Origin of the sequence: Acetobacterium sp. KB-1 (genome assembly GCF_003260995.1) — a bacterium.
GTDB classification, from domain to species: domain Bacteria; phylum Bacillota; class Clostridia; order Eubacteriales; family Eubacteriaceae; genus Acetobacterium; species Acetobacterium carbinolicum.
On sequence record NZ_CP030040.1, the window covers coordinates 1,502,967 to 1,525,530 of the forward strand.

Annotated in this window: 24 protein-coding genes, 1 riboswitch and 1 other annotated feature (1 of these 26 running past the window's edge); all 24 genes read right to left on the minus strand. The window is 41.7% G+C overall.

Translation table 11 applies throughout. The annotated features are described in order from the left end of the window. Positions 1-14: 14 nt before the first annotated feature. Positions 15-518 (minus strand): chemotaxis protein CheW, encoded by a 504-nt coding sequence (locus tag DOZ58_RS06920; protein ID WP_111887642.1) that lies wholly within the window; start codon positions 516-518, stop codon positions 15-17. A gap of 204 nt (positions 519-722) precedes the next feature. After that, positions 723-1,211, minus strand: coding sequence for a chemotaxis protein CheD (locus DOZ58_RS06925; protein WP_111887643.1), 489 nt, complete (start codon positions 1,209-1,211; stop codon positions 723-725). Beyond that, the gene (locus DOZ58_RS06930) at positions 1,208-1,825 is read right to left on the minus strand and encodes a chemotaxis protein CheC (protein ID WP_111887644.1); all 618 of its coding nucleotides are present in this window, start codon (positions 1,823-1,825) and stop codon (positions 1,208-1,210) included. The genes DOZ58_RS06925 and DOZ58_RS06930 overlap by 4 nt, the downstream gene beginning before the upstream one ends. Before the next feature lie 37 nt (positions 1,826-1,862). Then, positions 1,863-3,302, minus strand: a complete 1,440-nt coding sequence (locus tag DOZ58_RS06935) for a DUF342 domain-containing protein (RefSeq protein WP_111887645.1) — start codon at positions 3,300-3,302, stop codon at positions 1,863-1,865. Between the two features lie 58 nt (positions 3,303-3,360). Continuing rightward, positions 3,361-4,062, minus strand: a complete 702-nt coding sequence (locus DOZ58_RS06940; RefSeq protein WP_111887646.1) for a flagellar hook-basal body protein — start codon at positions 4,060-4,062, stop codon at positions 3,361-3,363. A 22-nt stretch (positions 4,063-4,084) separates the two neighbouring features. Beyond that, positions 4,085-4,846: a flagellar hook-basal body protein gene (locus DOZ58_RS06945; RefSeq protein ID WP_111887647.1), complete on the minus strand. Its 762-nt coding sequence runs from the start codon at positions 4,844-4,846 to the stop codon at positions 4,085-4,087. 14 nt (positions 4,847-4,860) lie between these two features. Beyond that, positions 4,861-5,697, minus strand: coding sequence for a sigma-70 family RNA polymerase sigma factor (locus DOZ58_RS06950; RefSeq protein ID WP_111887648.1), 837 nt, complete (start codon positions 5,695-5,697; stop codon positions 4,861-4,863). A gap of 36 nt (positions 5,698-5,733) precedes the next feature. Beyond that, positions 5,734-7,794, minus strand: coding sequence for a flagellar biosynthesis protein FlhA (gene flhA / locus DOZ58_RS06955; RefSeq protein ID WP_111887649.1), 2,061 nt, complete (start codon positions 7,792-7,794; stop codon positions 5,734-5,736). Then, positions 7,791-8,858 (minus strand): flagellar biosynthesis protein FlhB, encoded by a 1,068-nt coding sequence (gene flhB, locus DOZ58_RS06960; RefSeq protein ID WP_111887650.1) that lies wholly within the window; start codon positions 8,856-8,858, stop codon positions 7,791-7,793. The genes flhA and flhB overlap by 4 nt, the downstream gene beginning before the upstream one ends. A gap of 103 nt (positions 8,859-8,961) precedes the next feature. After that, positions 8,962-9,729: a flagellar biosynthetic protein FliR gene (gene fliR, locus DOZ58_RS06965; protein ID WP_111887651.1), complete on the minus strand. Its 768-nt coding sequence runs from the start codon at positions 9,727-9,729 to the stop codon at positions 8,962-8,964. 95 nt (positions 9,730-9,824) lie between these two features. Continuing rightward, on the minus strand, positions 9,825-10,091 hold the full coding sequence (gene fliQ, locus DOZ58_RS06970) for a flagellar biosynthesis protein FliQ (protein WP_111887652.1): 267 nt from the start codon (positions 10,089-10,091) through the stop codon (positions 9,825-9,827). 17 nt (positions 10,092-10,108) lie between these two features. Continuing rightward, the gene (fliP, locus tag DOZ58_RS06975) at positions 10,109-10,900 is read right to left on the minus strand and encodes a flagellar type III secretion system pore protein FliP (protein ID WP_242988627.1); all 792 of its coding nucleotides are present in this window, start codon (positions 10,898-10,900) and stop codon (positions 10,109-10,111) included. After that, positions 10,893-11,249, minus strand: coding sequence for a flagellar biosynthetic protein FliO (locus tag DOZ58_RS06980; protein WP_162624462.1), 357 nt, complete (start codon positions 11,247-11,249; stop codon positions 10,893-10,895). The genes fliP and DOZ58_RS06980 overlap by 8 nt, the downstream gene beginning before the upstream one ends. Positions 11,250-11,266: 17 nt before the next feature. After that, a complete protein-coding gene (locus DOZ58_RS06985; protein WP_111887654.1) occupies positions 11,267-11,629 on the minus strand; it encodes a response regulator in 363 nt (120 codons plus the stop codon). A gap of 50 nt (positions 11,630-11,679) precedes the next feature. Next, positions 11,680-12,801 (minus strand): flagellar motor switch phosphatase FliY, encoded by a 1,122-nt coding sequence (fliY, locus tag DOZ58_RS06990; protein ID WP_111887655.1) that lies wholly within the window; start codon positions 12,799-12,801, stop codon positions 11,680-11,682. Then, positions 12,798-13,811 carry a flagellar motor switch protein FliM gene (locus DOZ58_RS06995; protein ID WP_111887656.1) on the minus strand — a complete coding sequence of 338 codons (1,014 nt, stop codon included), beginning with the start codon at positions 13,809-13,811 and terminating at the stop codon, positions 12,798-12,800. Before DOZ58_RS06995 ends, fliY begins: the two co-directional genes overlap by 4 nt. A 35-nt stretch (positions 13,812-13,846) precedes the next feature. Beyond that, a complete protein-coding gene (locus tag DOZ58_RS07000; protein ID WP_111887657.1) occupies positions 13,847-14,593 on the minus strand; it encodes a flagellar motor protein MotB in 747 nt (248 codons plus the stop codon). 17 nt (positions 14,594-14,610) lie between these two features. Next, positions 14,611-15,474 carry a motility protein A gene (locus tag DOZ58_RS07005; protein ID WP_111887658.1) on the minus strand — a complete coding sequence of 288 codons (864 nt, stop codon included), beginning with the start codon at positions 15,472-15,474 and terminating at the stop codon, positions 14,611-14,613. 30 nt (positions 15,475-15,504) lie between these two features. Next, entirely contained in the window at positions 15,505-15,699 is a 195-nt protein-coding gene (locus tag DOZ58_RS07010) for a flagellar FlbD family protein (protein WP_026395967.1), read from the minus strand. A gap of 180 nt (positions 15,700-15,879) precedes the next feature. Further along, positions 15,880-17,391 carry a flagellar hook-basal body complex protein gene (locus DOZ58_RS18880; RefSeq protein ID WP_242988628.1) on the minus strand — a complete coding sequence of 504 codons (1,512 nt, stop codon included), beginning with the start codon at positions 17,389-17,391 and terminating at the stop codon, positions 15,880-15,882. 72 nt (positions 17,392-17,463) lie between these two features. Continuing rightward, entirely contained in the window at positions 17,464-17,871 is a 408-nt protein-coding gene (locus DOZ58_RS07020; RefSeq protein WP_111887659.1) for a TIGR02530 family flagellar biosynthesis protein, read from the minus strand. 48 nt (positions 17,872-17,919) lie between these two features. Further along, complete coding sequence (locus DOZ58_RS07025) at positions 17,920-18,342, minus strand: flagellar hook assembly protein FlgD (RefSeq protein WP_111887660.1); 423 nt, start codon at positions 18,340-18,342, stop codon at positions 17,920-17,922. Between the two features lie 24 nt (positions 18,343-18,366). After that, positions 18,367-19,845 carry a flagellar hook-length control protein FliK gene (locus DOZ58_RS07030; RefSeq protein WP_111887661.1) on the minus strand — a complete coding sequence of 493 codons (1,479 nt, stop codon included), beginning with the start codon at positions 19,843-19,845 and terminating at the stop codon, positions 18,367-18,369. Between the two features lie 304 nt (positions 19,846-20,149). Beyond that, positions 20,150-20,234, minus strand: a riboswitch (cyclic di-GMP riboswitch). A 131-nt stretch (positions 20,235-20,365) separates the two neighbouring features. Continuing rightward, the gene (locus tag DOZ58_RS07035) at positions 20,366-22,102 is read right to left on the minus strand and encodes a Na/Pi cotransporter family protein (protein WP_111887662.1); all 1,737 of its coding nucleotides are present in this window, start codon (positions 22,100-22,102) and stop codon (positions 20,366-20,368) included. 443 nt (positions 22,103-22,545) lie between these two features. Next, positions 22,546-22,564, plus strand: a binding site (T-box leader) (it continues 197 nt past the right edge of the window).

Below are 22,564 nucleotides of genomic sequence, written 5' to 3' on the forward strand. Positions count from 1 at the left end.
CACGGCTCCCCTTACTATTTTTCTTCAAGTAATTCTTCAATCACTTCTATTTCTTCATTTTTTAACAACCGTTCGCAGTCCAAAAGCAATTGAACCTTACCGCCGGCCTTGCCAATCCCTTTCATAAAACGATTTTCAAAACCGGTTTTGTTTGATGGTGGTGGTGCAATTTCTTCGTCGTCGATGGTTAAGACTTCCTCTACGTTGTCGACAATCAGTCCCACAGAGACTGCTTCAATGTCAATGACCACAATACAGGTGCGGTCGTTATAATCCACGGGTTCTTTACCAAACTGTAGTCTTACGTCAAGAACCGGAATAATCTTTCCACGCAGATTGATGATTCCCTTGATATAGGTTGGCACTTCCGGGACTTTGGTAATCGACTGCATCCCAATGATTTCAGTAACATATTTTATTTCAATGCCAAATACTTCTTCCTCTAATGAAAAGGTTAGAAATCTACCGTGCTGGGTATCTTCTTCCAGATTATAATTATCTACAACATTCTCTGCCATTATAAATCTCCTCTTTAAATATTTTTTTAAAGTTTTCGTTGTTACCATTATACTTGAAACGTTTAAAAAGGTACACCCTAATTTATTCATCTCATTAGTAAAATTCTTGTTCTTTTTCTACCCGAATAAACGACTTTTAAACCTTAATTCAATTTAATAAAAAAGCTGGGCATGAAATGCTCAGCAACGGACACGGTTTAAAGATCAGAACTCTTCAATTTTCCGATTGAGTGACTGGATTTTCATGATGCCGGTTGCCAGATCAAAATATTGGGTTCGTCCAAAATTCAGTCCGGTATCTTCTGCCAGAATGGGAATCCGAAGCTGGTTTAACACCTGCTTGACGCAGATTATATTGCGTTCACCGATGGCACCCAGCTTACTGCCCGGCTGAACCGCAAACATCTGGGCGCCGCCAGCAATTTTTGCTACAATGCGGTTATTGCCGCATCCGGCTCGCTTCATTTCATCAACCAGATCAACAATAGCGGTATCCGCAAATTTTTTGCGATTTATATCTTTATTTGAAAAATTAGTGCTGTCCGGCAGCATAATATGCGACAATCCCCCAACTTTTGAAACCTTGTCGTATAAGCATACTCCCACACAGGAACCCAAAGCGTAGGTGACGAGTACCTCCGGGCCCTTCGCTAATTTATAATCTGATATTCCAATTACAATCGACTTGCTCATATTTCGAGTCCAAGTTTTTGCATAATCGTTTTTAAGGTATTGATTTCGGCAAACATGATCATATTACTTTTTAAATCGTTGGTTTCACCCAGGAAGTTTTCTTCAATAAACATCAGTTTGTCACCAATTGCCCCAAACTCAATAATTGGCACACTCATCAGAGCACCAACCATATCGATGGCGACATAAGGAACGGAGACTTCAATGGTTAGTCCGGTTAATGCTGAAATCGCATTGACATAGGATGATGCCAAAATATTACCGATTTCTTTGATCCCTGAAATTTTCATTTCACTCAGTTCTTCATCACTTTCATCTTCGCCAACTAAAATATCCATGATGCTCTTAGCGTCTTCCACGTTCAGTAAAAACATGATCATACCATGGGCATCACCGCTAAAATTGACCAGCACCGCCACGGTCATGGTTTCTGCCCCACCCAAGTTTTCAACTGCTTCATCAAAACCGGTGATGCGTACACTGGGAACACTCATATCTACTTTTTCATCTAAGATGGTGGCTAAGGCGGTCGCTGCATTCCCAGCTCCGATATTCCCAATTTCCCGGAGCATATCAATTTGCATTTCATTTAGTTCATCGTAGTTCTCGAACAAATTTTTACCTCTTTCTAACTAATCTAGTTTCTTAACATCACATCATCCCGTTGACAATATCATCCTGATCCCAATAAATTTTGCAATGTTCCAAACTGTCAACTTCAAATGAAAAGAGCATATCACCAAAGTAGATCCGAGTTCCCTGATACAGTTTTCGTTTTACTGATACGGAACCAAAATAATTGACAATCCCCTGATTCTTCACATAGCCAATGGCGTTCTCAATTTCTTTGAGTTCTTTTTTAAGTAGCATAAACTGTCTGTCAATTTGTTTTTTCAGGGTTTTGACTTGCTCCATTCCAGGACTTTTATGATTGCGGCTTAAAATACTGTTCTTTTCCTGTGTCAAAAGCAATCCATTGATCTGCGCTTCTTTTGCTTTATTTTCTTCGAGTTGCAGTTTTGCTTCTTCTTTTTTTAGTTCTAATCGGTCGAGTTCAGCCTGATCAACGGCTTTTTCTCCCAGGATACGAATCACCGTGGGATATTCCCGTTCGTTTCCAATGTTTCTGGCCACAAGCTCTCCCCGAAGCTTTATTTCTCCCCCGATTACGAGTTCCTTTGATCCGGACAGGTGAATATTACCATCGCAGGTTATTTTTCCGTCGATGATGTAGTCCACGGTGATATCACCTTTTACATTTAAACTGGCATTTTCAATGTAATTACAACGGAGGTCTTTTCCGGCCGTCACTTCGCCAGCCGTTCCACCATAAATCCCTTTGGCGATTACCAGATTTCCGGCTGATTCGATGACCGCATCTTCTACCACGCCTTTTATAATCAGGTTTCCCCCGGCTTTAACGCTAAACCCGCTGCTGACATCGCCATCAATGGTAACGTCGCCAGGAAAATTGATATTTCCGGTTGAAAAATCGATATTGCTGCGGATATGCATCATTTCATCAATATTGATTGTGCTAACAAATTTTATAATGCCATCACAGTCGGCCATCAGCTTTGATTCATCTTCGTTCAAACTGGTGTTCTTTCCGGCTGGCACCTGCGGCTTTCGGCCTTTGTAGGCAGGAATTGGCTGTCCATAAAGATCCTTCCCCGCTATTCCCGCTGTTTCTTTTTCGATCTCGCAAAGAACCTGACCTTTTTGGGCCATCTGGAAATAGTCAAGATTCTTATAATCAACCGTTTCGTCTTCACTGTATTCCGGTTTATAATCGGCATCTTTTTTCACGAACAGCTTAACGACGCCATCTTTGCCATCAACAGGAGCCGTCGCTTCTGCTACTTTAATGCGAATATTAAAAATTGGCCGTTGAGCCAGTTTTTGTACCGCACTGTCGATGATGCCATGCTCAATTTGTTTTTCCGCCAGGGCCGTAAGTAACGCTTCTTTTGTAAAAACGGTGTTACCTTCTTCCTGCTTTTCCAGCTTGATGAAGCCTTGTCTTTTATCGTCACTGATACTGACCTCAATCAAGTTTACATTTTCTGTTTTTGCATTCTCCTCACTCATAATCCATCCCCTTTTCCATAAACATTTTCTTAACTCACACGTCCACTCTAAACAATGTCTATCTTAACTGGTTGACTGTCTTTTCCATTTCATCGGTAGATTGAACAATTCTGGAATTAAACGAAAAAGCCCGGTTTGATTCCAGCATTTTAACCATTTCCGTGGCCGAATCGGTAGCTGATGATTCCAGATAGCCGGTTCTTATGGTACTTTGCGCATCCGCCTCAGGCTGACCCGATAAATCCGATACTGCGAATTGATTGTTTCCTAATAAGGTCAGACCATAGGGATTATCAAAAGCAAAAACCCCCAGGGTCGTGGCATCAAAGCCATCGGTAATATTGATGGTGTTTCCGTCCTGTCCCAGGACGTAGTTTCCTCTGGCATCAACTAAAAAATTTTGTTCACCTTCAACACTGATGTGAAATACCCCATCTCTGGTGTATGTTGTGGTATTGGTTTCTCTGTTTTGTATGGCAAAAAATCCCGGCCCTTCAATGGCACAATCCAGGGTTCGTCCGGTTGGTTTAAGAAACCCCTGGGTAAAATCGATACCGATTTTTTGAACCTTAACACCATGACCGGTGCTGATTTCAACGCCGCCGCCACCATCAATATTTTCGTATAATAATGCCGAGAATGCCGTATTCTGAGGTTTAAATCCAACGGTATTAATATTAGCCACATTGTTAGCAATGGTATTAAGATTATTCTGTTGCGCGATCATACCAAGTTTTGAAGCGTAAAATCCTCTTATCATAATCGTACTCCTTCTTTTTTAATTATCCGACTCTACCGATGGTATTCGACGCAATTTCACTGATTTTATCAAAGATCTTAAGCATCTGGGTACATGAGGTAAAATTGTTTTGCCTGGCAATCATGTCACTCATTTGATCGGTCATATTAACGTTGGATTTTTCAAGAATTCCCTGCAGTAGACTGAAACTTCCTGCTTGCGCTGGCTGAAAGCCGTTTTCGGCTTGAAAGTAACCCTCACCAACCTGGGTGAGTTCATCCCCATTTGCGACTGTTGAAATATTCAGAACGGCTACCTGAGCGCCATTTTGAATGATAGTACCGTTGGGATTGACGGTAAATTCGCTACCCGTCAGTTGAATCGGTTGCCCACCATTGTTGAGCACCTGGCCCACCCCCGGCAAGGTTAAAAAGCCTTGCGCATCCAGTTCAAACTGGCCATTACGGGTGAGCACCTGGCCAAAATTAGCGTTTTGAATCACATAGAAGCCCTGTCCCTGAATGGCCATATCCACGGTGCGATTGGTTGTTTCAAAAATACCCTGGGTAAAATCGGTGAATTGCCCATCATTAACCGTAATGTAAGCGCCCGCTCCAATTTCGGCCTCAGCGATTCTTGGGTTTGTACTCATTCGTGAAATCATATATTCGGCAAAGGTTGACTGGACTGTGGATTGACTTTTATAGCCTGCCGTGGTGACATTTGCCACATTGTTAGCCAATACATTGATTGCTTTTTGTCCGGAGAACATGCCAGCTGCTGCTGCGTATGATCCTCTATCCATGGTAACACCTCCTGTTAATAGTTTTTTAAGCGATTTCTCATTTTAATCATGGCCTGGGAATGGATCTGCGACACCCTTGACTCGGTCACCCCCAGCACCTCAGCAATTTCTTTTAATTTTAGGTTTTCATAGTAGTAAAGCGATACCACCAGCCGCTCTTTTTCTTTTAACTGATCGACCGCTTCCCCCAGCTTTTCTTTTAGTTCATTATAGAGCATTCGTGATTCTGGTGAATCGTCGGATTTCTCTTCCGTTATCAGCGGGGATACCTCCATCATTTTTTCATTAATCGCCTCTTCATAGGAAAGGACAATGGCGTTGTGCCGCTGCTGTAAGATCTTTTGCAGGTTTGCCTCGGAGATTCCCATTTTTGCGGCAATTTCTGCTTCTGAAGGCTCTCTTTCCAGTGAAGCATATAATTCACCGTAGGTTTCTTCTAGCACCTTGGAAAGACTCCGTTGGCTCCGCGGCACCCAGTCCTGTTTTCGCATAAAATCGACAACTGAACCTCTTATCTTTAGCGTCGCAAAGGTTTCAAATTTATTGCCCAAATCCGGATTGAACTTCTCTACCGCGTCAATTAACACAATCATCCCCTGATTGACCATATCGTCCAGTTGTCCAAAATTATTGTAACTTCCCTTAAACCGTAACACAATTTTCTTGACCAGACCAGTATATTGCAGCACAATTTCATTACGAACCTCGGTTGTCCGCTGTTCTTTATATAATTGCCAGAGCACCATGATCTTTTCTTCAGTCTTCTTTTCCTCCAGCGTTTTTTCTCTTGGTTGTTTGTCTGGCTTCGTTTCTAAGCTCTTATCTTCGTTATTTTTTTCTGCAACATTCATTTTGACACTCCTTATACTTCAAAGGATTTGCGTAGATTAATTTTCCAGCTTTATCATTCCGATCACTTGAATCTGAATATTTGTATCTATTTCATTAAAAGAAAGGACGGTTAAATCTGCCAGAAATTGTTCTATTAATCGCTTAAAATAAATACGCACGATGGGGGAGGTGAGAATAATCGAATGGTCAATAATTTCTTTTAGCTTTTCGATTTGCTCGGTTACCTTCTCGACAATGGTCTGCACCACCTGGGGATCAATAGCAAGGTAGGTGCCGTGTTCATTTTTCTTAGCCGAATTAAGGATAATGTTCTCTATTTCCTGATCCAGAGCAATGACCTTGATGCTATTGCCATCGGTGTATTTTCTGGTAATGGTTCGTTTGAGCTTCTGCCTGACATACTCAGTGAGCATGTCGGTGTCTTTAATATTCATGCCATGATCACCCAGGGTTTCTAAGATACTTTCCAAGTCTCTGATGGGAATCCCTTCATTTAAGAGATTTATGAGTATCTTTTGGAAGTCGGCAATCGAAATAATATTTGGGATAACATCGTCAACAATGGCCGGATTTGACTTTGATACATTTTCCAGCAAGGTGTTGATATCCTGCCGACTTAACAGCTCATGCATGTGCTTTTTAATCACTTCTGACATATGGGTCACAATAACAGACAGGGCATCAATAACCGTATAGCCATAAACTTCAGCCAATTCCTTTTCATTCTCGGTGATCCATTTCCCCTTGATGCCATAGGCCGGCTCAATGGTTTCGATCCCGTCAATGGGCTCACTGGTGTTTGACGGGTCAAGGGCCAGATAATAGCCTACCAGTACTTCACCTTTGGCAATCTCTTCCCCTTTAATTTTTATTATATACTGATTGGGGTTGATAAGTCCATTATCTCTTAACCGAACAGTCGGAATTACCACCCCCATGTCAACAGCAAATTGTTTTCTAAAAATAACAATACGGTCGATAAAATTACCAGAGCTGCCTTCATCGACCATCGGCAATAGCGAATAACCAAATTCCATTTCAATTGGCTCAACGCCAATAACATTGTAAACGTTGTCGATGTTTCGGTAGAAGTCAACTTCACTGCTTTCTTCCTGGACCAATTGGGTCATTTGTTCGGCTTCATCCACTACCACTTTGACGTTGGAGCGACGAATCAGTAATAAGCCAAACCCGCTGAGCAGTACTGCCAAAGACAAAATCTGGAATGCCGGCGCTCCGGGAATAAGTGCCATTGAAGCGATAACAATACCGGCAATGACTAAAACCTGGGGTTGCGATAAAAACTGGTTTTTGACATCCACATTCAGGTTGTTTTCGGACGCTGCCCGTGTAACAATCATCGCGGTGGCAACAGAAATCATCAATCCCGGTACCTGACTGACCAGACCATCCCCGACGGTAGCAATCGTATAGACTGAAACGACCTCTGCAAGGGCCATGCCGCCCTGCAGCATCCCAATTATCATTCCGCCGACAAGATTAATAACGGCAATGATCATTGATGCGACCGCATCACCTTTTACCAACTTGGTGGCCCCATCCATGGAACCATAGAACTCAGCTTCGGTTTGAATTTTTAGCCGTCTTTCCTTGGCCTCAATATCGGTAATTGCACCGGAACTCAGATCGGCATCAATGGACATTTGCTTTCCCGGCATCGCATCCAGGGTGAATCGGGCGGAAACTTCTGAAATTCGTTCGGCGCCCTTAGTGATAACAATAAACTGTACAATAACGATGATAATAAAGACAACAAACCCAACGACAGCATTACCACCCAGAACAAAGGAACCAAAGGTTTCAATGACGGCCCCGGCTTTCCCACCATTTGAAAGAATCAGACGGGTTGAAGAAATATTCAAGGCCAGCCTTAACAAGGTAGTAATCAAGAGCATTGATGGAAAGATGGAAAAATCCAGAGGCCCTTTGATATACATGGTGGTTAACAGGATAATGAGTGATATGGCTATATTTAAAATAAACATGAAGTCCAGAATAAACGGTGGTAACGGGATAATAATTAGAGCAATTGTCAGAATGACAAAGACAACAACAAGGTTTTGGATAATTTTCATTTGACATTTTCCTTCTTTTTATGGCTGTAAACCCATGCCATTAATTCTGCCACAGCTTTGTAGAGTTCAGCGGGTATATAGTCATTGATCTCGACAGATTCATAAAGACCTCTAGCTAGTGCCTTGTTCTCCTTAATCAGGATCTTGTTTTCTGCTGCGACGCTGACAATTCTCATCGCGATATGGTCTTTGCCCTTGGCGAGTACTAACGGGGCGACATCATGATCCATATCATATTTTAAAGCGACTGCGTAATGGGTCGGGTTTCTGACGATCACATCGGCCTGAGGCACCATTTGCATCATCCGGCTCATACTCATTTCACGTTGTTTTTGTCTGATCTTGCCTTTAATTTCAGGATTTCCTTCGGTTTGCTTATACTCGTCCTTAACTTCCTGTTTGGTCATTTTTAATTTTTTTTCATAATCATAGCGCTGGTAGGCGTAGTCGAGAATTGCCACCACTGAAAAAATCAGACAGACGGTTTGCACCATCGAGATAATCTGATCGTTCATAAATATCAGATTCGCGTCCAATTTTGTAGCCAACATATCGGGTGTCATCGGAATAATGCTTAAAATCGTGGTGTAAATAACCCCAATGATTAAGGCCACCTTGGCCATCGATTTAAGCAGTTCAACGACTGATCGTATTGATACCATTCTTTTGATACCGGATAAGGGATTGATCCGATTAAATTTAGGTTTTAATCCATCAGCAGCTACCAGAAAGCCAGTCTGCACTCCTGACATAATAATGGCGATGATCATAATTACAACCGCTACCGGTAGTACCGAAACAAAATATACCAAGGCTGCCTCCCTAAAAAGCTGGCCGACACTGGTTACGGTTAGGGTATCCATGCTTGCTACCTTATCCATTTGCCCGTGATAGTTCTTTTTCAGCTGTTGGTAAATGAACGGCACCATCAGGTTAAGCATAAAAAATGCCATAAACAGCAACACCACACTGACAACGTCTATGCTTTGAAAGGTATTACCCTTTTTTCGTTCGTCTTTTCTTTTTTTTGGGGTCGCCTTTTCTGTTTTTTCTGATCCTGCCATTTTTTTCTCCGATTAGGTTTTGATTATGCATCGGTAGATTATCCAAAAATCGTATAAAAGACGATCTAAGAACACTATAATTACGTTATGAGAAAGTTATAAATCAAATAAAAAAAGTTAATACCTGAGTGATCTTTTCCATCATCAGCAAATTCATTCGGGTCATAAAATTTGCTAACGCCGGTATCAAGGTAAAAATTACAATTAAACCAATCATCACCTTAATTTGAATATTGATAACGAAGACATTGATATTGGGTACCAGTCGCATTAAAATGCCGACAGCAAATTCAGAAATGAGCTCGGTGACAATAATCGGAATAGCTACCTGGATGGCGTAGATAAAAATATAATACATCAGCTCAATGATATAGACGCCGACCCGGTCACTGATATTGCCTAAGCCTAGCGGAATCACCTGAAATGATTGGATCACCACCGAAAATAATGCCAGGTGAGCGTTTGAGACAAAAAAGATCAGGACATACATGGCTGTCAATAAATTTCCGGTGACGGTGACGTTTGCCTGGGTGGAGGGATCATACATCGAAGCCATACTCAAACCCATTTGCATATCGATGTGCTCTCCACCCATCTGGAATACTGATAGAAACATCTGCATGATAAAGCCTATGACCATCCCAATGATAAATCCCTGAAGCATCGCCCCGATAAATTCGATCGCGGAATAGTTGATCACTTGGACGGCACTAAACTCAAAAACGGCAAATAGGGCAAGCGCCAGCGATAATCCCACCTTCAGAATAGTGGGAACCCCTCGTCTGCCAAAGATGGGATTAAAAAAAATAACTCCCGCTGTCCGGCAGCTGGCTAAAAGAAAAATCAGATACTGATTCATGTCAAAGGTCATCTTTATCACCCATGCTTATTTTTTCTACTATCTCCGGATATTTTAGCACCATCGTTTAGATTCATCCATTTGATCCATGAATTTTGATCTACGCATTAGATCTTTGTCGCAATGAGTTCAAATATCCGAAAGAACAGATCCATCATCTGCTGCAACATCCATCCCCCTGTAATAACCATCAGCAGGGCTGTGATGATCAGTTTGGGCACAAAGGTCATGGTTTGTTCGTTGATTGAGGTGGCGGCTTGAATAATTGAGATCACCAGCCCCACTAACATACTAATTAAAAGGATTGGCCCTGCGACCTTCATCCCGGTAAATACTGCATCTCTAAAAACTCCAATTAAATCGCCAATACCCATATGCTGTTCCCTTCTACTTAATTATAGGTCATGATCAAGGTTTTTACCAATAGACCCCATCCATCCACCACTACAAATAACATGATCTTAAATGGCAGGGAAATCATAACCGGCGGGAGCATCATCATCCCCATCGACATCAGCACACTTGAAACAATCATATCGATGAGTAAGAATGGAATAAAGATTAAAAAACCAATCAGAAAAGCCCGCTTCAGCTCACTGATGATAAAGGCTGGAATGACAATGGTCAGCGGTAGTTCCTGGGGTGCCAGATTTTCAATGCCCTGCTGACCCGCCTGAACCGATAAACTTTTAAACAAATCGACATCCATTGCGGTGGTTTGCTTTAGCATCCATTCTTTAATGGGATCAACTGCTTGATCGAGGAATTGCTGGGAGTCGATGGTTCCGGCATTATAGGGCTGCAATGCAACCGTGTTAATTTCAGTTAATACCGGTGACATCACAAAAAATGTAATTGCCAAAGCTAATCCCACCAGGATCTGATTGGGTGGTGTTTGCTGGGTACCTAGGGCATTTCTCAAAAATGATAAGACAATAATAATTCTGCCAAAGCATGTCATCATTAGTAGCAGGGTCGGTACAATCGCAATCAAGGTCATTAAGACGATAATTTTTACCGTATCCGAACTTTCTCCGGCTAAAAAACCTTCTACCGTCAGTTCTGCGCCATGGGCTGTTGCCGCCGTCAGAAAAAACAAAATGACCAGCATCGGCATGATGATCGATGCTTTTTTTAAAATGCTGTTGCTGTTTTTATTATGTGTCATAACTTTTTTATTCATTCTGTTTTTCCTTTTGAGAAAATGATTTGACCATACTCAAAAAGCTCTCTTTCGATAGTTCCTGCTTTTTTTGAAATGAAATTGGTTGATCCAGTTGTGATAAAATTTGGATCTGTTGTTCAGTTACCCCAACCAGGTACTGGACGCCCTGCACGTCAATGATGATAATTGAACCGCTTTTCCCGACAATCAGTCTTTCAATTACCTGAATATGGTGGCCGCCGGACAATGATCCCGGTCTTTTGATAAAGCGCTCAACATACCATCGACTGCCATAATAGGTTAAAACAATGACACCCACGGTCCCCAATAGTGCCAGAAAAATCGAAAATGCATCACTGGTAAACACCTTGGACCTGCTTTTTATTACTCGCCAAGGGCGCTTTTAACGGTTTGGATCAGACGGTCTGCCTTAAATGGCTTAACAATGAAATCAAGGGCGCCATTTTTAATCGCTTCAACAACCATTCCTTCCTGACCCATGGCTGAACACATAATCACTTTTGATTGTGGTTCATAACCCTTAATGGCCTGGAGCGCCTGGATTCCATCCATCACTGGCATGGTGATATCTAAAAGCACCAGATCGGGACGGTTTTCCTTATACTCCGCCAGTGCGATTTCGCCATTTTCTGCTTCAATAAAATCACTAAAGCCACCTTTTTTTAAACTGTCCTTGATCATCATCCGCATAAAGGCCGCATCGTCTACAATTAAAATTTTACTCATTTTGTTCTCCTTTTATCCATTCTTCTCATTTATTTTTGTCTTTATAATTCTTAGCTATTTTGGGGGTCTGGATTTTCTCTGACTTTTATGATCTCGGTTATTTTAACACTATAGTTGTCATCCACAACCACCACATCCCCTCGGGCGATTAATCGTCCGTTGGCGATAACATCCACCTGATCTCCGGCCTGTCGATCCAGCTCAATGATGTTTCCCAGGGTTAATTCGGCAATGTCTTTTATTTTTTTTCTGGTTTTACCGAGTTCAACCGTAATCTGGATGGGGACAGACATCAGCAAATCCAAATTATCTCCGGGTATGTTGACGTTATGATCGACCCCTAACTGACGATACTCGTAAGGGTTTACCTGTACCGGTTGCTGCGGCGGCGCATAGGCTGCCGGTGGCGGGTCATTTCTAACCACCCGGGTTGGTTCTGCTTGGGGTGCTTGGGGTGCTTGGGGCGGTGGCTGATATGCCGCTTCCGGTTGAACCGGCGCCTGCTGAACGGGTGGGGGCTGAACCGGTGGAGGTGGAGGTGCTTCTTCTTCCTCATCACCCATACCGCTTGCACCCATGGACATGGATACAATCTCCCGGGCAAGATTCGGTTCCATGGCGCTAATAAATTCACTCTCAACCAGTCCTTCAATGCTTAAGTTAAACTTTATGCTGACCAGGTTTTCACCCTTGAGCGAAAACAACTCGCGAATACTGGACTTATTGGTAGTATCCAGAAGGATTGGTGGTGAAATGTTGACCACCTTTCCCAAAAATGATGCCAGGGCCCCAGCCGCTGCCCCCATCATCTGGTTCATGATTTCGCCAATCGCACTCTTGCTGATCTCATCAAACTCGATATCATCGCTGGTTTCCATGTCAAATAGCTGCGACAAGATCTTTTTCATGTCTGACTCTTGGAGCAACAGGACATTGGCACCCTCAATGCCTTCGACATAATTGATTAATACACCAATTACCGGTTCAAGGTAAGCGAACTCAAAGGCGTCTACGCCGATTGTTTCAATTCTTGGGGTGGTAATGTTTACTTTAGTATTTAATATGGTGGACATCGCAGTTGCCGCTGTCCCCATACTAATGTTCATCACTTCACCGATGACATCAATTTCCATGCTGGACAGTGCTTCTGGATTCTCTACTACGTCTGTCATATGAATAGTTCACTTCCTCTCTCATTAAGCTCTTTTATCTGTATTGCTCTTTTTTTCTTGTAATCGCCCATTTCGCCTCTAAACCAGACCTCGTCATTGACAACAACATCCACCAGGGAATTTGCCGGTTTGTTTAGCTTAATTATATCGCCCACTTCCAGTTCGTAAATATCCTGGGAGATAACTTCGGTATCACCTAATACACCTTTAATTTCCAATTCAGTTTTTCTAATTTCATTGATAATATTTAGTCGTCTTTTTTCCTCTGCCAGATGATCTCCTCTTTTTATATTTTTCTTGGTCTGAGACATCTTCTTTTTGAAGAGCATATCCAAGGTCGTTGCCGGAATACAAATATTTATTTTCCCCTGTGTTTCATTTACCTTGATGCTCATGACAATGATAACCACATTCTCATCAGCCCCAACGCCCTGTAAAATCCGCGAATTGGTTTCAATTTTCATCAGTCTTGGAGCAATCTCCAGATAATCAAACCAGACATTTTTCATCAGGTTAATCATCCCGCGATAAAAATATTCCATTACGCCGATTTCTATTTCAGTAAATTCGCGGTCTTCCTTTAGCGGCTTTCCCGAGCCACCCAATAGTCGGTCAAAACAACTAAAACCGACGTCCTTGGAAAGGTCCATAATGACCAGATCTTCTTCATCTTCACTGTCTTTTATATCAAAATCGATGAGGCCCATCAATACCGAATCAGGAAGCGCATTATTAAATTCATAGTACTGCTGTTCTTCCACTTCAATAATTTCTACTAAACTATAAGTTTGCAGAACTCCTGTTATATGAGAAGACACCAGCCTGGCATAATTTTCATAGATACCAAAAAGATGTTTAAGCTGCTCTCTTGTGAAAAGCTTGGGTCTTCTAAAATCATAGTCTTTAACCTTTTTACCCGAACTGGTGCTTGGCGCTTCCGGTTCGTCTTTACCGCTGATTAGGCTGCTTAAAAGGCTATCAATTTGACTTTGCGAAAGAATTTCTGCCATGTTTGTTCTCCTCGTTATTGTCTTTTATTACTCTTTTATTGTACAACTACTGCGGTATCGTTTCCTTCCGCAATATCACTGAAGAAATCATCAGTTTCAGAAATAATAATTTCAACCCGACGATTCTTAGCTCTGTTTTCTTCTGTATCATTTGGTGCGACTGGCCGATACTGGCCAAATCCTACTGACAACAATTTTGAGGGATCACTGATATAACCATTTTGAAAAAAACGAAGAACCTCATTGGCACGATCACTGGATAAATCGCGATCATCCACCGGCGAATCGGCCTGGGCTGTGTGACCATCAATCCGAATCGACCTAACAGTCGGTTCCACGGCCCTAAAAGCCAGACCGATATCCGCTAAAATTTGCTGGCCGCCCGCTTTTATCCGGGCACTATCCGGCTCAAAGAAGATCGATGACATAAACTTAATTGCAACCGCTTTGTCATGCTTTTCGATGCTGACGGCATCTTCTAAGCCATTTTCTTTGGTATATTGACTCAAATATTGGTACAGATCTTCCAGATCAACAATCTCTTCCACGGTAATATCTTCATTGGGTGACGTCGCCGCATCTGACTCGGCGGCACTTCCGGTTGTTTCAAAAACGGCCGCCGGATTGAAGATTTCAACCAGTTTTTTGTACTTTTCGACATCGATTGTTGACATGGAAAAAAGCAGAATGAAAAAAACTAAAATCAGGGTGATCATATCTGCATAGGTATTCAGCCAGGCGTCTTTATTGACCGGTTTTTTATTTTTACTACGCTTTGCCATATTATATACCCCTATTTTTAGCTTTCAACATCTTTTCCTTTTTTAGCTTTTGCTTTTCCACCTTTTGCTTTTCCGCCCTTTGTTGGTTCTTCTCCATTTGCTTTTTTGATCTCGGCCTCGGTTAAGAAGTTCATCAGTTTATCCTGAATATATTTAGGATTCTCGCCTTCTTTTATCGCGACCACCCCTTCAATCACCAGTTCTTTAATAAGCAGGTCACGTTCCTGGGCTATTTCAAGCTTATTCGATATCGGCATAAACAAGGTTTTGGCAAGAATTGAGCCATAGAGGGTGGTAATCAGTGCCACCGACATATCGGAGCCCAAGGTACTGGCGCCGCCTTCAAAACTCATATTTTTTAACATATTAATCAAACCGATCAGCGTACCAATCATCCCAAAGGCCGGTCCCAGGGCAGCGCCCATATCATAAAGTTTTCGTTCTTCATCGTTTCTCGCCGAAATATAATCCAATTTCTGGTCGAACCAGGACCGTAACTTGTCCGGCTCAATGGCATCAACAATCCGCAAGACACTTTCCTTTAAAAACTCGTCCTGAATATCAGCGGCTTTGGCTTCGAGTGCCAACAATCCTTTCCGCCTGGCCTCTTTAGAAAGCTCCGTCAAAATTTCGACGTATTCGGCTGGGTCTTGTTTGTTTTTAAAAAGAATCATCTTTAAATGTTTTGGGATATGCGTAAAAGATTTGATGGGAAATGCGGCCAGCAAAACAAAGAATGTTCCACCAACCGTGATGAAAATACTCTGAACGTTAATAAAGTTGCCAAGTGCACCAATATTAAACCCAGATGCTCCAAATGTCATCCCAAAAAACATGGTGAAGACGACTAAGACATAGGCAATGATTGTTGTAATTTCCATAAATATATACTTCCTGTCAGAATTTAGTGGTTAACGACTAAAAATACTTCGTTTATAGGCAATGATCTTTGAAAGGACTTGCGCTGAACTCTCTGTAACCACGTAGTGTTTACCGTTCATCAATCGAATGGTTGTATCCGGTTTTTCTTCAATGATTTCAATGATCTCACAATTCAGCAGAAATTTTTCATTCTTTTGTTTGTTCAATCTTGTCAATTCTATCATATTTCCACCTTAAAATATAGTTTTTATTAATTGGTTTTCAACTGATCAGAACTTTTTAAATTTATTCTGTCAGTCAGCAGTCAGTCACCAAATGGGTGGAACACCCATTTGGTGACTGACCAGGATAAAAAGTTCTACCCGAAGGAGTTTTCTCCTTCGGGTGAACAATTAGTATTTAAACTATCGTTTTAAATTAATCAATTCTTCCAAAATAGAATCAGAAACCGTGATAATTCTGGAGTTTGCCTGGAAACCACGTTGGGCGACAATCATGTCGGTAAATTCCTGAGACAAATCGACATTTGACATTTCCAAGTTCGCTGACTCAGTCCCGCCAGTGCCGTTGGTGCCGGCTTTTGCAGCAATCGGTTCGCCGGAGTTGGCGGATTCCATGAAATAGCCGTTGCCATCTTGAAGCAATCCGTCGGTGTTGGCAAATTTTGCAAGGGCCAGGTAACCTAAGGTAACGGGTTTGTCACTGCCAGTTTCCACTTTACCGATGGTGGTGTTCGCTAAAACCCCATCGGTATTAAAAATAGTATCAAATTGTGCCCCATCTACCGCCAACGTAAGTGATCCACCTGTTAATGGATTTGTCAAAGCAACACTTGGATCCGCAGGATCAAAAGTATAAGTGTCAGGCGTTTTTAGGTACTCTGTTACACCACCCTGGTTTTTAACGGCTGCAACCACTGAAGTATAGCCATCTTGGGCAATATCACCAATAGTCACACCACTTGCTAAGTCCGCATCTGTTGACACTAACTTTGTTGTATCGATTTTAAGTCCCGGCAGATTTGCAAATGTCAGAATGCCTGATGAAGACACTGTTGCTGTTCCATAATTTCCAGACCCGGCTGGACTATCAAGTTCAACAGCATCTTTATCAGTAAGACCACCCGCCAATGAGTATACATCTCCAGTTTTTGTCAATGTCAAAGAACCTAAAATATTTGCCGTTGGTGCAATTGTGAGGGCCGCAATTTCTAGAGTCGTTGCTGGATCTGGATCAAAGCCTACCATATCACCAACTGCCAATTGTACATCTCCAGTATAATTGGAATCCACCGGAAGCGTTATCCCGTTTAACCAGCTAATTCCAGCTGCTTTTGTGAATTCCGGATCGCCGGCTTTAATTCCAGTGATCTCACCGGACTTACCAATGGTAATACCAGTGTATTTTTCCAGTTCTGCCGGGTCAACATTAATTGCCTGCAGTTCTTCAATCCCTAATGTACCATTGGGGTTTAAAACAGGGTTACCATCAGCATCCAGGCCGATTCCCATAACTTTGCTACCAGAGCCATCGGTCAGATTACCTTCGGCATCAAATTTTAAATTACCAACCCGAGTATAACGGTTGGCGCCAACCGTCGGTTGCACAACCAAATAACCTTCGCCGGCAATATAGACATCCAATGCTCGGCCAGTAGATGCTCCGGATGAAATGCTATTAAGCATGTCAATACTACCAACCTTCGCGCCGTAACCCAACTGACTGGCATTTGTACCTCCAGTGGTGGCAGTTGCTCCAGTAGCGGTTGATAAATTTTGATATAATACATCGCTAAAGACGACGCGGCTGGCTTTGAAACCATAAGTATTAACATTGGCAATATTATTACCAATAACGTTTAGCTTGGTTTGATGGGCAGCCATCCCTGAAATTCCTGAGTATAAAGATCTGATCATTTGTAATCCTTTCTGTGCCGTTTGAAGCTTATCTGTCGGTCAAAGCTTCATAGTTTCCTCATCGAGGTCCAACTATATAAATACAGCACCATCAATATCATTGAATAGTTTATTTTTCATTTCGTTTTTGTCCATGACGGTGATAACCCGCTTGTCCACTGCATTTACAATAAATGCTGAGTTATCCATCATAATTAGCGCATTCTCAATCCCTTTTTCCTGGGCTTTGTCACAGGCATCGCCCAATTTTTCCAGATCAGTTTGTGTCACTGCAATGTTGCGCTGTTCTTTTCTGATACTGGCATGTTTGGTAAATGTGACGGTGTTCTTAATCTGCAAATCGAGCAGATCCTTGAAACTGGTTTCGCTTTTTTGCGAATCATTGACCACTTGTTGCTGACTGGTATCTTTTATTTTTTCTGCCTGGCGAATTATTGCGTCATTTAAGCGATAATAATTGCCAGTGATTGTGTCTGCCATTTTATCACCTCTTTATTAACAGGCCGTTAAATCAAGCTGTTAAATCTTCTATTTTGCCTGAGCAACTTCCATGATGCTGCTGACTGGATATGAAACACCATTGACAATAACTTGTGCTTCACCATCATATAAATTAACACCTTGTACCGTCCCTGCAACAACATGAAGTGAACCGTCCGCAGCATTTTCCGCCAGCGTAACATCTTTGCCAATCAAACTCATCGAATACGTCGTTTTGGTCATCTCATTAAGCTCCGTTAATGCCTGAACCATCGAAAACTGTGCCATCTGGGCGGTATATTGGGATGTATCGGCGGTGTTGTTCATATCCTGATTCTGAAGCTGAGCGACCATCAGTTTTAAAAAGTCATCCATATCCAGAGATGTGCCCGCTTTTTTAGTTTGCGCAGCTGTCGTTGTTGCTGCTGTTGCTGACGTACTTAAATAATTGTTAATTCCATCGATTGCCATGATTTTTCCTTCCTTATACTCATTTTATACTAAGTAATTAATCCTTCGCTGTCCATTGTACTGAAGATTCTGGGCTAGACTAATCAGTTCATCATTGCTGTCTTGAGCACCATTACTAAAAGGATTATTTTGAATGGTTCCTTTGCTTAAAAATTGTTCTTTTAAGGGTGCATTGTTTTGCTGCTGTGAAAACTGTGAGCCATCATTTAAAAGAGAACCCATGCTTTCACCATTTTCAGTCGCTTCCACTGGTGTATTCAAGTGGACCGTTTCCACCTGGACATTTTGCAGAGCTAAGCCACGCACCAATTGATTGATTTGATTTCCCAATAGTTTTTGGGTTTCGCTGCTTGCTGCCATAATGTCAATAATGAGTTTCCCCTGATTATAACTCAGCTTAATATCAATATCACCCAAGTTATCCGGAGACAGTGTCATCTGTAATGTCATTGGTTTAGCTGGTTCGAAATTCTGGATAATCTTCTGCTCGACCTGTTGCGCGACCTCTACCTTGGCACTATGCCCAACTTCAGGTCCTTTATTTGAGCTGACGCCCATTGAACTAAGATCCTGAACGCCGCGTTCACCGGGATTCTGGTTTTCGGTCTGGTTGATTGCGCTTTTCTGAACATCCACTGTTTTTGTTTGTCCCAAACCCGTCTCTTTTGCTAAATCAGAATCGGCCTTTCCGTTGACAACGGTAGCTGCTTTTTCTGTCGCAATTTGATTCTCTTCCATTGGTTCAATACCTTGAGCAGTCTGCTGTTTTGTGTCATCGTTTAGGTTTGTTTTACCTACGGGTTGTTTTGAAAAATCAACTTTACTACTCACTTCTTTTGTTACTTCCTCCTCCGGTTTGGTCCCGCTTAACACCTCTAAAAGGTCTTCGGTTTCCTGATTTTCTACTTTGTCGGAGTTTTGTGACAAAACCTTAATATTTCCCATTTGCTCTAACTCAGCAACACCTTTTAAAACAGATACATCTTGCGCTTTCTTACTGCTGTCGATTATCGGAATCACTTGTTCTTGACTGATAAGATCTGCTGGCGTCGTTTCTTCTTGCCCTAAGTTCAGGCCAAGACCCGTTACGGCTGTCTTTTTGTCACCTTGAACATTTTGTATACCAATCAGTAAAGACGGATCAAGTGTTGGTATCAAATCGTTTACCTGACTTCCCTCATCCTTGAGTTCCTCTACTTTTCCAGATGGACTCTCGTCAGATCGAACTTCACGATCATCTGAAACGCCATCTGACAACGACTGTTCTTTTTCCCGTTGATTACTTTGTGCCGTTGACTCTGATGCTTTGCGATTTTCCCGTGTTTTCTCCAATTGACGATCCGCCTGCTTGATTTCCTGTTTTGACTGATTAAGCAGATCTCTAAACTGGGCACTTCTTTCCTGGCCTTTTGTGTGTTGGGTTGACGCGTTCTCAGCATTTATACTAATCCCCCGAACCCCATTGAGTGTCGGCTTTGTTGCCGATTGAAACTCTAAATTCATTGTCTACCTCCCTTCGTTAAATTAATTCTTCTCCAAAACATAATTGTCTTGGAGCTAACTCGAGCACAATAAAGTGTTCGAGCATTATATCACAATCCAACGGACTGATATAACCGTATTTATTTTTTATTATATATCACTACTTTAATGCGACGCAACTCATTTAAGTGTTTTTAATTTCCGGGTAATCTCAACTACTGATCTCAAAATAAAGTACTCACTAAACGATATGCCTAAACCATTCAAACAAAAAAGCAACGACTCTGCCGTTGCTTTTAAATGTCATCACATTTTGTGATTACTTTTTTGCAACTGGCTGTCATATAACACTGTATTTAGACCCTATAGTTTTGCGCCCTTACTTTTCAATAAGTATGCCAATATTATGTTGTTATAACATTACTCCATCTACGACCAACTGTCAATGAAAATTATCCATTCCTTAAAGCTTTAAAACTTGTAATAACCGCGGTTTAGCTGTGCTTACCGGTGTCAAGTCCACCCTTTATCCGTTTTAATTCTAAGCGTGTTCAACCTTTGTTTCGCTGTCAAACTCGCGCTGGGAAATGAGCCCCTGATGAAGCTTCAATCCCAGTATCCCATGGGCTATATTTGAGGCATGATCGCCAACCCGTTCGATATTTGTTAACAAGTCCAGAAATATGACGCCAGCATAAGGATTACAGATTCCTTCATTAAGACGGCGAATATGATCATCTTTTAATTTTTCAGTCATTTCGTCTATTTCTTCTTCTTCATCAAGAATCTTATAACACAGATCTGTCTCTTCTGTTTCCATTAATTCTACCATATCCCGAAGCGTATTGGTAGTTAAACTGATTAAATTTAACACTTCTTGATTGGCAATATCACTAAAGACGATCTTATTGGTGGCCCGCATTTCTGCCAATTCACCAATGTTCATGGCATGATCACCAATTCTTTCTAAATCATGGCTTCCTTTAAGGATGAAGGCCAGGCGTTCATTCTCTTCTTCTGACATGTTTTCATTGGACAATTTAACGGAATATTCGACAATTCCCTGTTGAAATTCATCAATGCGTTCTTCCCGCTTAACAATTTTTTCAACCAGCTTTTCATTGCCATCCATGATCGATTCGCAGGCGACTCTGAAATTTTTAAAACTCATTTTTGCCAGTCGATTCGTTTCTCTGACCACCTGTCCCAAAGCAATGGAAGGATTATTAAACAACCGGTCATCCAACTGCAACCCCTTGTCTTCCTCTTTCTCCGGGTAGACGCGGTCCAGAAAGCTAACAAAATAGCCGATGATCGGGAGTAATACAATCGTATTTGCAACATTAAAAAGGGTGTGCGCCATCGCGATTTGACGGGCCACATTGGGCACCATATCACCGCCACCGTTAATCAATGAGCCTGAAATAGTAACGATGAATTCATAAACCGGATTGACAGCCACTAAATTATTCATGATGGTTAATAAGATCATCACCCAGACAGCACCAAAAATATTGACAAAAAGATGGATAAAAGCTGCTTTTTTTGCTGCTGTGGAGGTTCCGATACAGGAAAGCAATGCCGTGACGCAGGTACCAATATTAGTACCAATAAGAATCGGTAAACAAATCTGGATTGCTCCAGTTCCCCCAATACTGACAAAAACCCCAGAAAGGGCCAGCGCCTGGAGCAAACCGATAGAAGCACTACTGCTTTGAATCACAGCGGTAATCAGGGTTCCAATCAGCACACCAAGCAGTGGATTTGTTCCATAGGTTGAGAGCAGGTAAATAAATTCTTCACTTTCTCTAAGCGGTTTCATGGCTGTTGACATGGCCGCAATCCCATAAAAAAGAATCCCAAAACCAAGAATAATACTCCCCAGATCTTTATTCTTTTTCTTGGTGCTAAATAGAGCCATCATTGCACCAATACCAATAAAAATCGGTGCCAACTCAGTGACATTAAACGCGATCAACTGGGCCGTGACGGTGGTTCCAATATTAGCTCCTAAAATAACTCCTGCTGCCTGGGTCAAGGTCATCAGGGCGGCGTTAACAAAGCCGACCACCATCACCGTGGTGGTACTGGAACTTTGGACAATCATCGTTACAACCGTCCCAACCAGGATGGCTTTAATCTTATTGTTGGTTAATACTTCCAGAAGTTTTTTCATCTTTGTGCCAGCAACCGTTTTTAATCCGTCGCTCATCATGTGCATTCCAAAAACGAATAACCCCAAGCCTCCAAAGAGACCAATCAGCATTTCTAACGTCATTTTTTCCTCCAAAAAACATCAAAAATTAAGATAGTACTCCAGCCAAGGAAGAAACTAGACGACCCTCAAAAAATTGGGATTAACCAAATTGTCGCCCTTCATAATTAAAGATTAGACCATAGTGGGCCTAATCTTTTCGTTTTCTTGATTCACCAGGATAACTATCTTTTCTTGCTTTTCTTTTTCCTTAATCATTTGTTAACGACATTTTAACACTAAGTTTACATAATGAGAATCTTTTTTTTCATTTTTTTTATGAATTATTTATTTAAATCGAGGCAAAACGCACATTATCGTTACCCTGGTTTATCGTTGTAACCCATTTCAATGTTGTCCGAATCGAAATTAAAACTTGACCGCTAAAAATTAAACTTGACAGCAGCTTGTCTTTTTGATATTCTTCATCTTAGTTTAGGATTTATTAAGAAGTACTTAACTTAATAGCAAAGGCATTGAGAAAAG

Excerpts from the sequence above, each read along its gene's own strand:
- DOZ58_RS06940 (WP_111887646.1), bottom strand. The coding sequence starts at position 4,062 with ATGATAAGAGGATTTTACGCTTCAAAACTTGGTATGATCGCGCAACAG.
- fliY (WP_111887655.1), bottom strand. The coding sequence starts at position 12,801 with ATGACAGACGTAGTAGAGAATCCAGAAGCACTGTCCAGCATGGAAATT.
- DOZ58_RS06920 (WP_111887642.1), bottom strand. The coding sequence starts at position 518 with ATGGCAGAGAATGTTGTAGATAATTATAATCTGGAAGAAGATACCCAG.
- DOZ58_RS07000 (WP_111887657.1), bottom strand. The coding sequence starts at position 14,593 with ATGGCAAAGCGTAGTAAAAATAAAAAACCGGTCAATAAAGACGCCTGG.
- DOZ58_RS06925 (WP_111887643.1), bottom strand. The coding sequence starts at position 1,211 with ATGAGCAAGTCGATTGTAATTGGAATATCAGATTATAAATTAGCGAAG.
- DOZ58_RS18880 (WP_242988628.1), bottom strand. The coding sequence starts at position 17,391 with ATGATCAGATCTTTATACTCAGGAATTTCAGGGATGGCTGCCCATCAA.
- DOZ58_RS07020 (WP_111887659.1), bottom strand. The coding sequence starts at position 17,871 with ATGGCAGACACAATCACTGGCAATTATTATCGCTTAAATGACGCAATA.
- DOZ58_RS07005 (WP_111887658.1), bottom strand. The coding sequence starts at position 15,474 with ATGGAAATTACAACAATCATTGCCTATGTCTTAGTCGTCTTCACCATG.
- DOZ58_RS06995 (WP_111887656.1), bottom strand. The coding sequence starts at position 13,811 with ATGGCAGAAATTCTTTCGCAAAGTCAAATTGATAGCCTTTTAAGCAGC.
- DOZ58_RS06985 (WP_111887654.1), bottom strand. The coding sequence starts at position 11,629 with ATGAGTAAAATTTTAATTGTAGACGATGCGGCCTTTATGCGGATGATG.
- fliQ (WP_111887652.1), bottom strand. The coding sequence starts at position 10,091 with ATGGGTATTGGCGATTTAATTGGAGTTTTTAGAGATGCAGTATTTACC.
- DOZ58_RS07030 (WP_111887661.1), bottom strand. The coding sequence starts at position 19,845 with ATGAATTTAGAGTTTCAATCGGCAACAAAGCCGACACTCAATGGGGTT.
- fliP (WP_242988627.1), bottom strand. The coding sequence starts at position 10,900 with ATGAATAAAAAAGTTATGACACATAATAAAAACAGCAACAGCATTTTA.
- DOZ58_RS06945 (WP_111887647.1), bottom strand. The coding sequence starts at position 4,846 with ATGGATAGAGGATCATACGCAGCAGCAGCTGGCATGTTCTCCGGACAA.
- DOZ58_RS06950 (WP_111887648.1), bottom strand. The coding sequence starts at position 5,697 with ATGAATGTTGCAGAAAAAAATAACGAAGATAAGAGCTTAGAAACGAAG.
- DOZ58_RS07035 (WP_111887662.1), bottom strand. The coding sequence starts at position 22,102 with ATGACGTTAGAAATGCTGATTGGTCTCTTTGGAGGCTTGGGGTTATTC.
- flhA (WP_111887649.1), bottom strand. The coding sequence starts at position 7,794 with ATGAAAATTATCCAAAACCTTGTTGTTGTCTTTGTCATTCTGACAATT.
- flhB (WP_111887650.1), bottom strand. The coding sequence starts at position 8,858 with ATGGCAGGATCAGAAAAAACAGAAAAGGCGACCCCAAAAAAAAGAAAA.
- fliR (WP_111887651.1), bottom strand. The coding sequence starts at position 9,729 with ATGACCTTTGACATGAATCAGTATCTGATTTTTCTTTTAGCCAGCTGC.
- DOZ58_RS06935 (WP_111887645.1), bottom strand. The coding sequence starts at position 3,302 with ATGAGTGAGGAGAATGCAAAAACAGAAAATGTAAACTTGATTGAGGTC.
- DOZ58_RS07010 (WP_026395967.1), bottom strand. The coding sequence starts at position 15,699 with ATGATAGAATTGACAAGATTGAACAAACAAAAGAATGAAAAATTTCTG.
- DOZ58_RS07025 (WP_111887660.1), bottom strand. The coding sequence starts at position 18,342 with ATGGCAATCGATGGAATTAACAATTATTTAAGTACGTCAGCAACAGCA.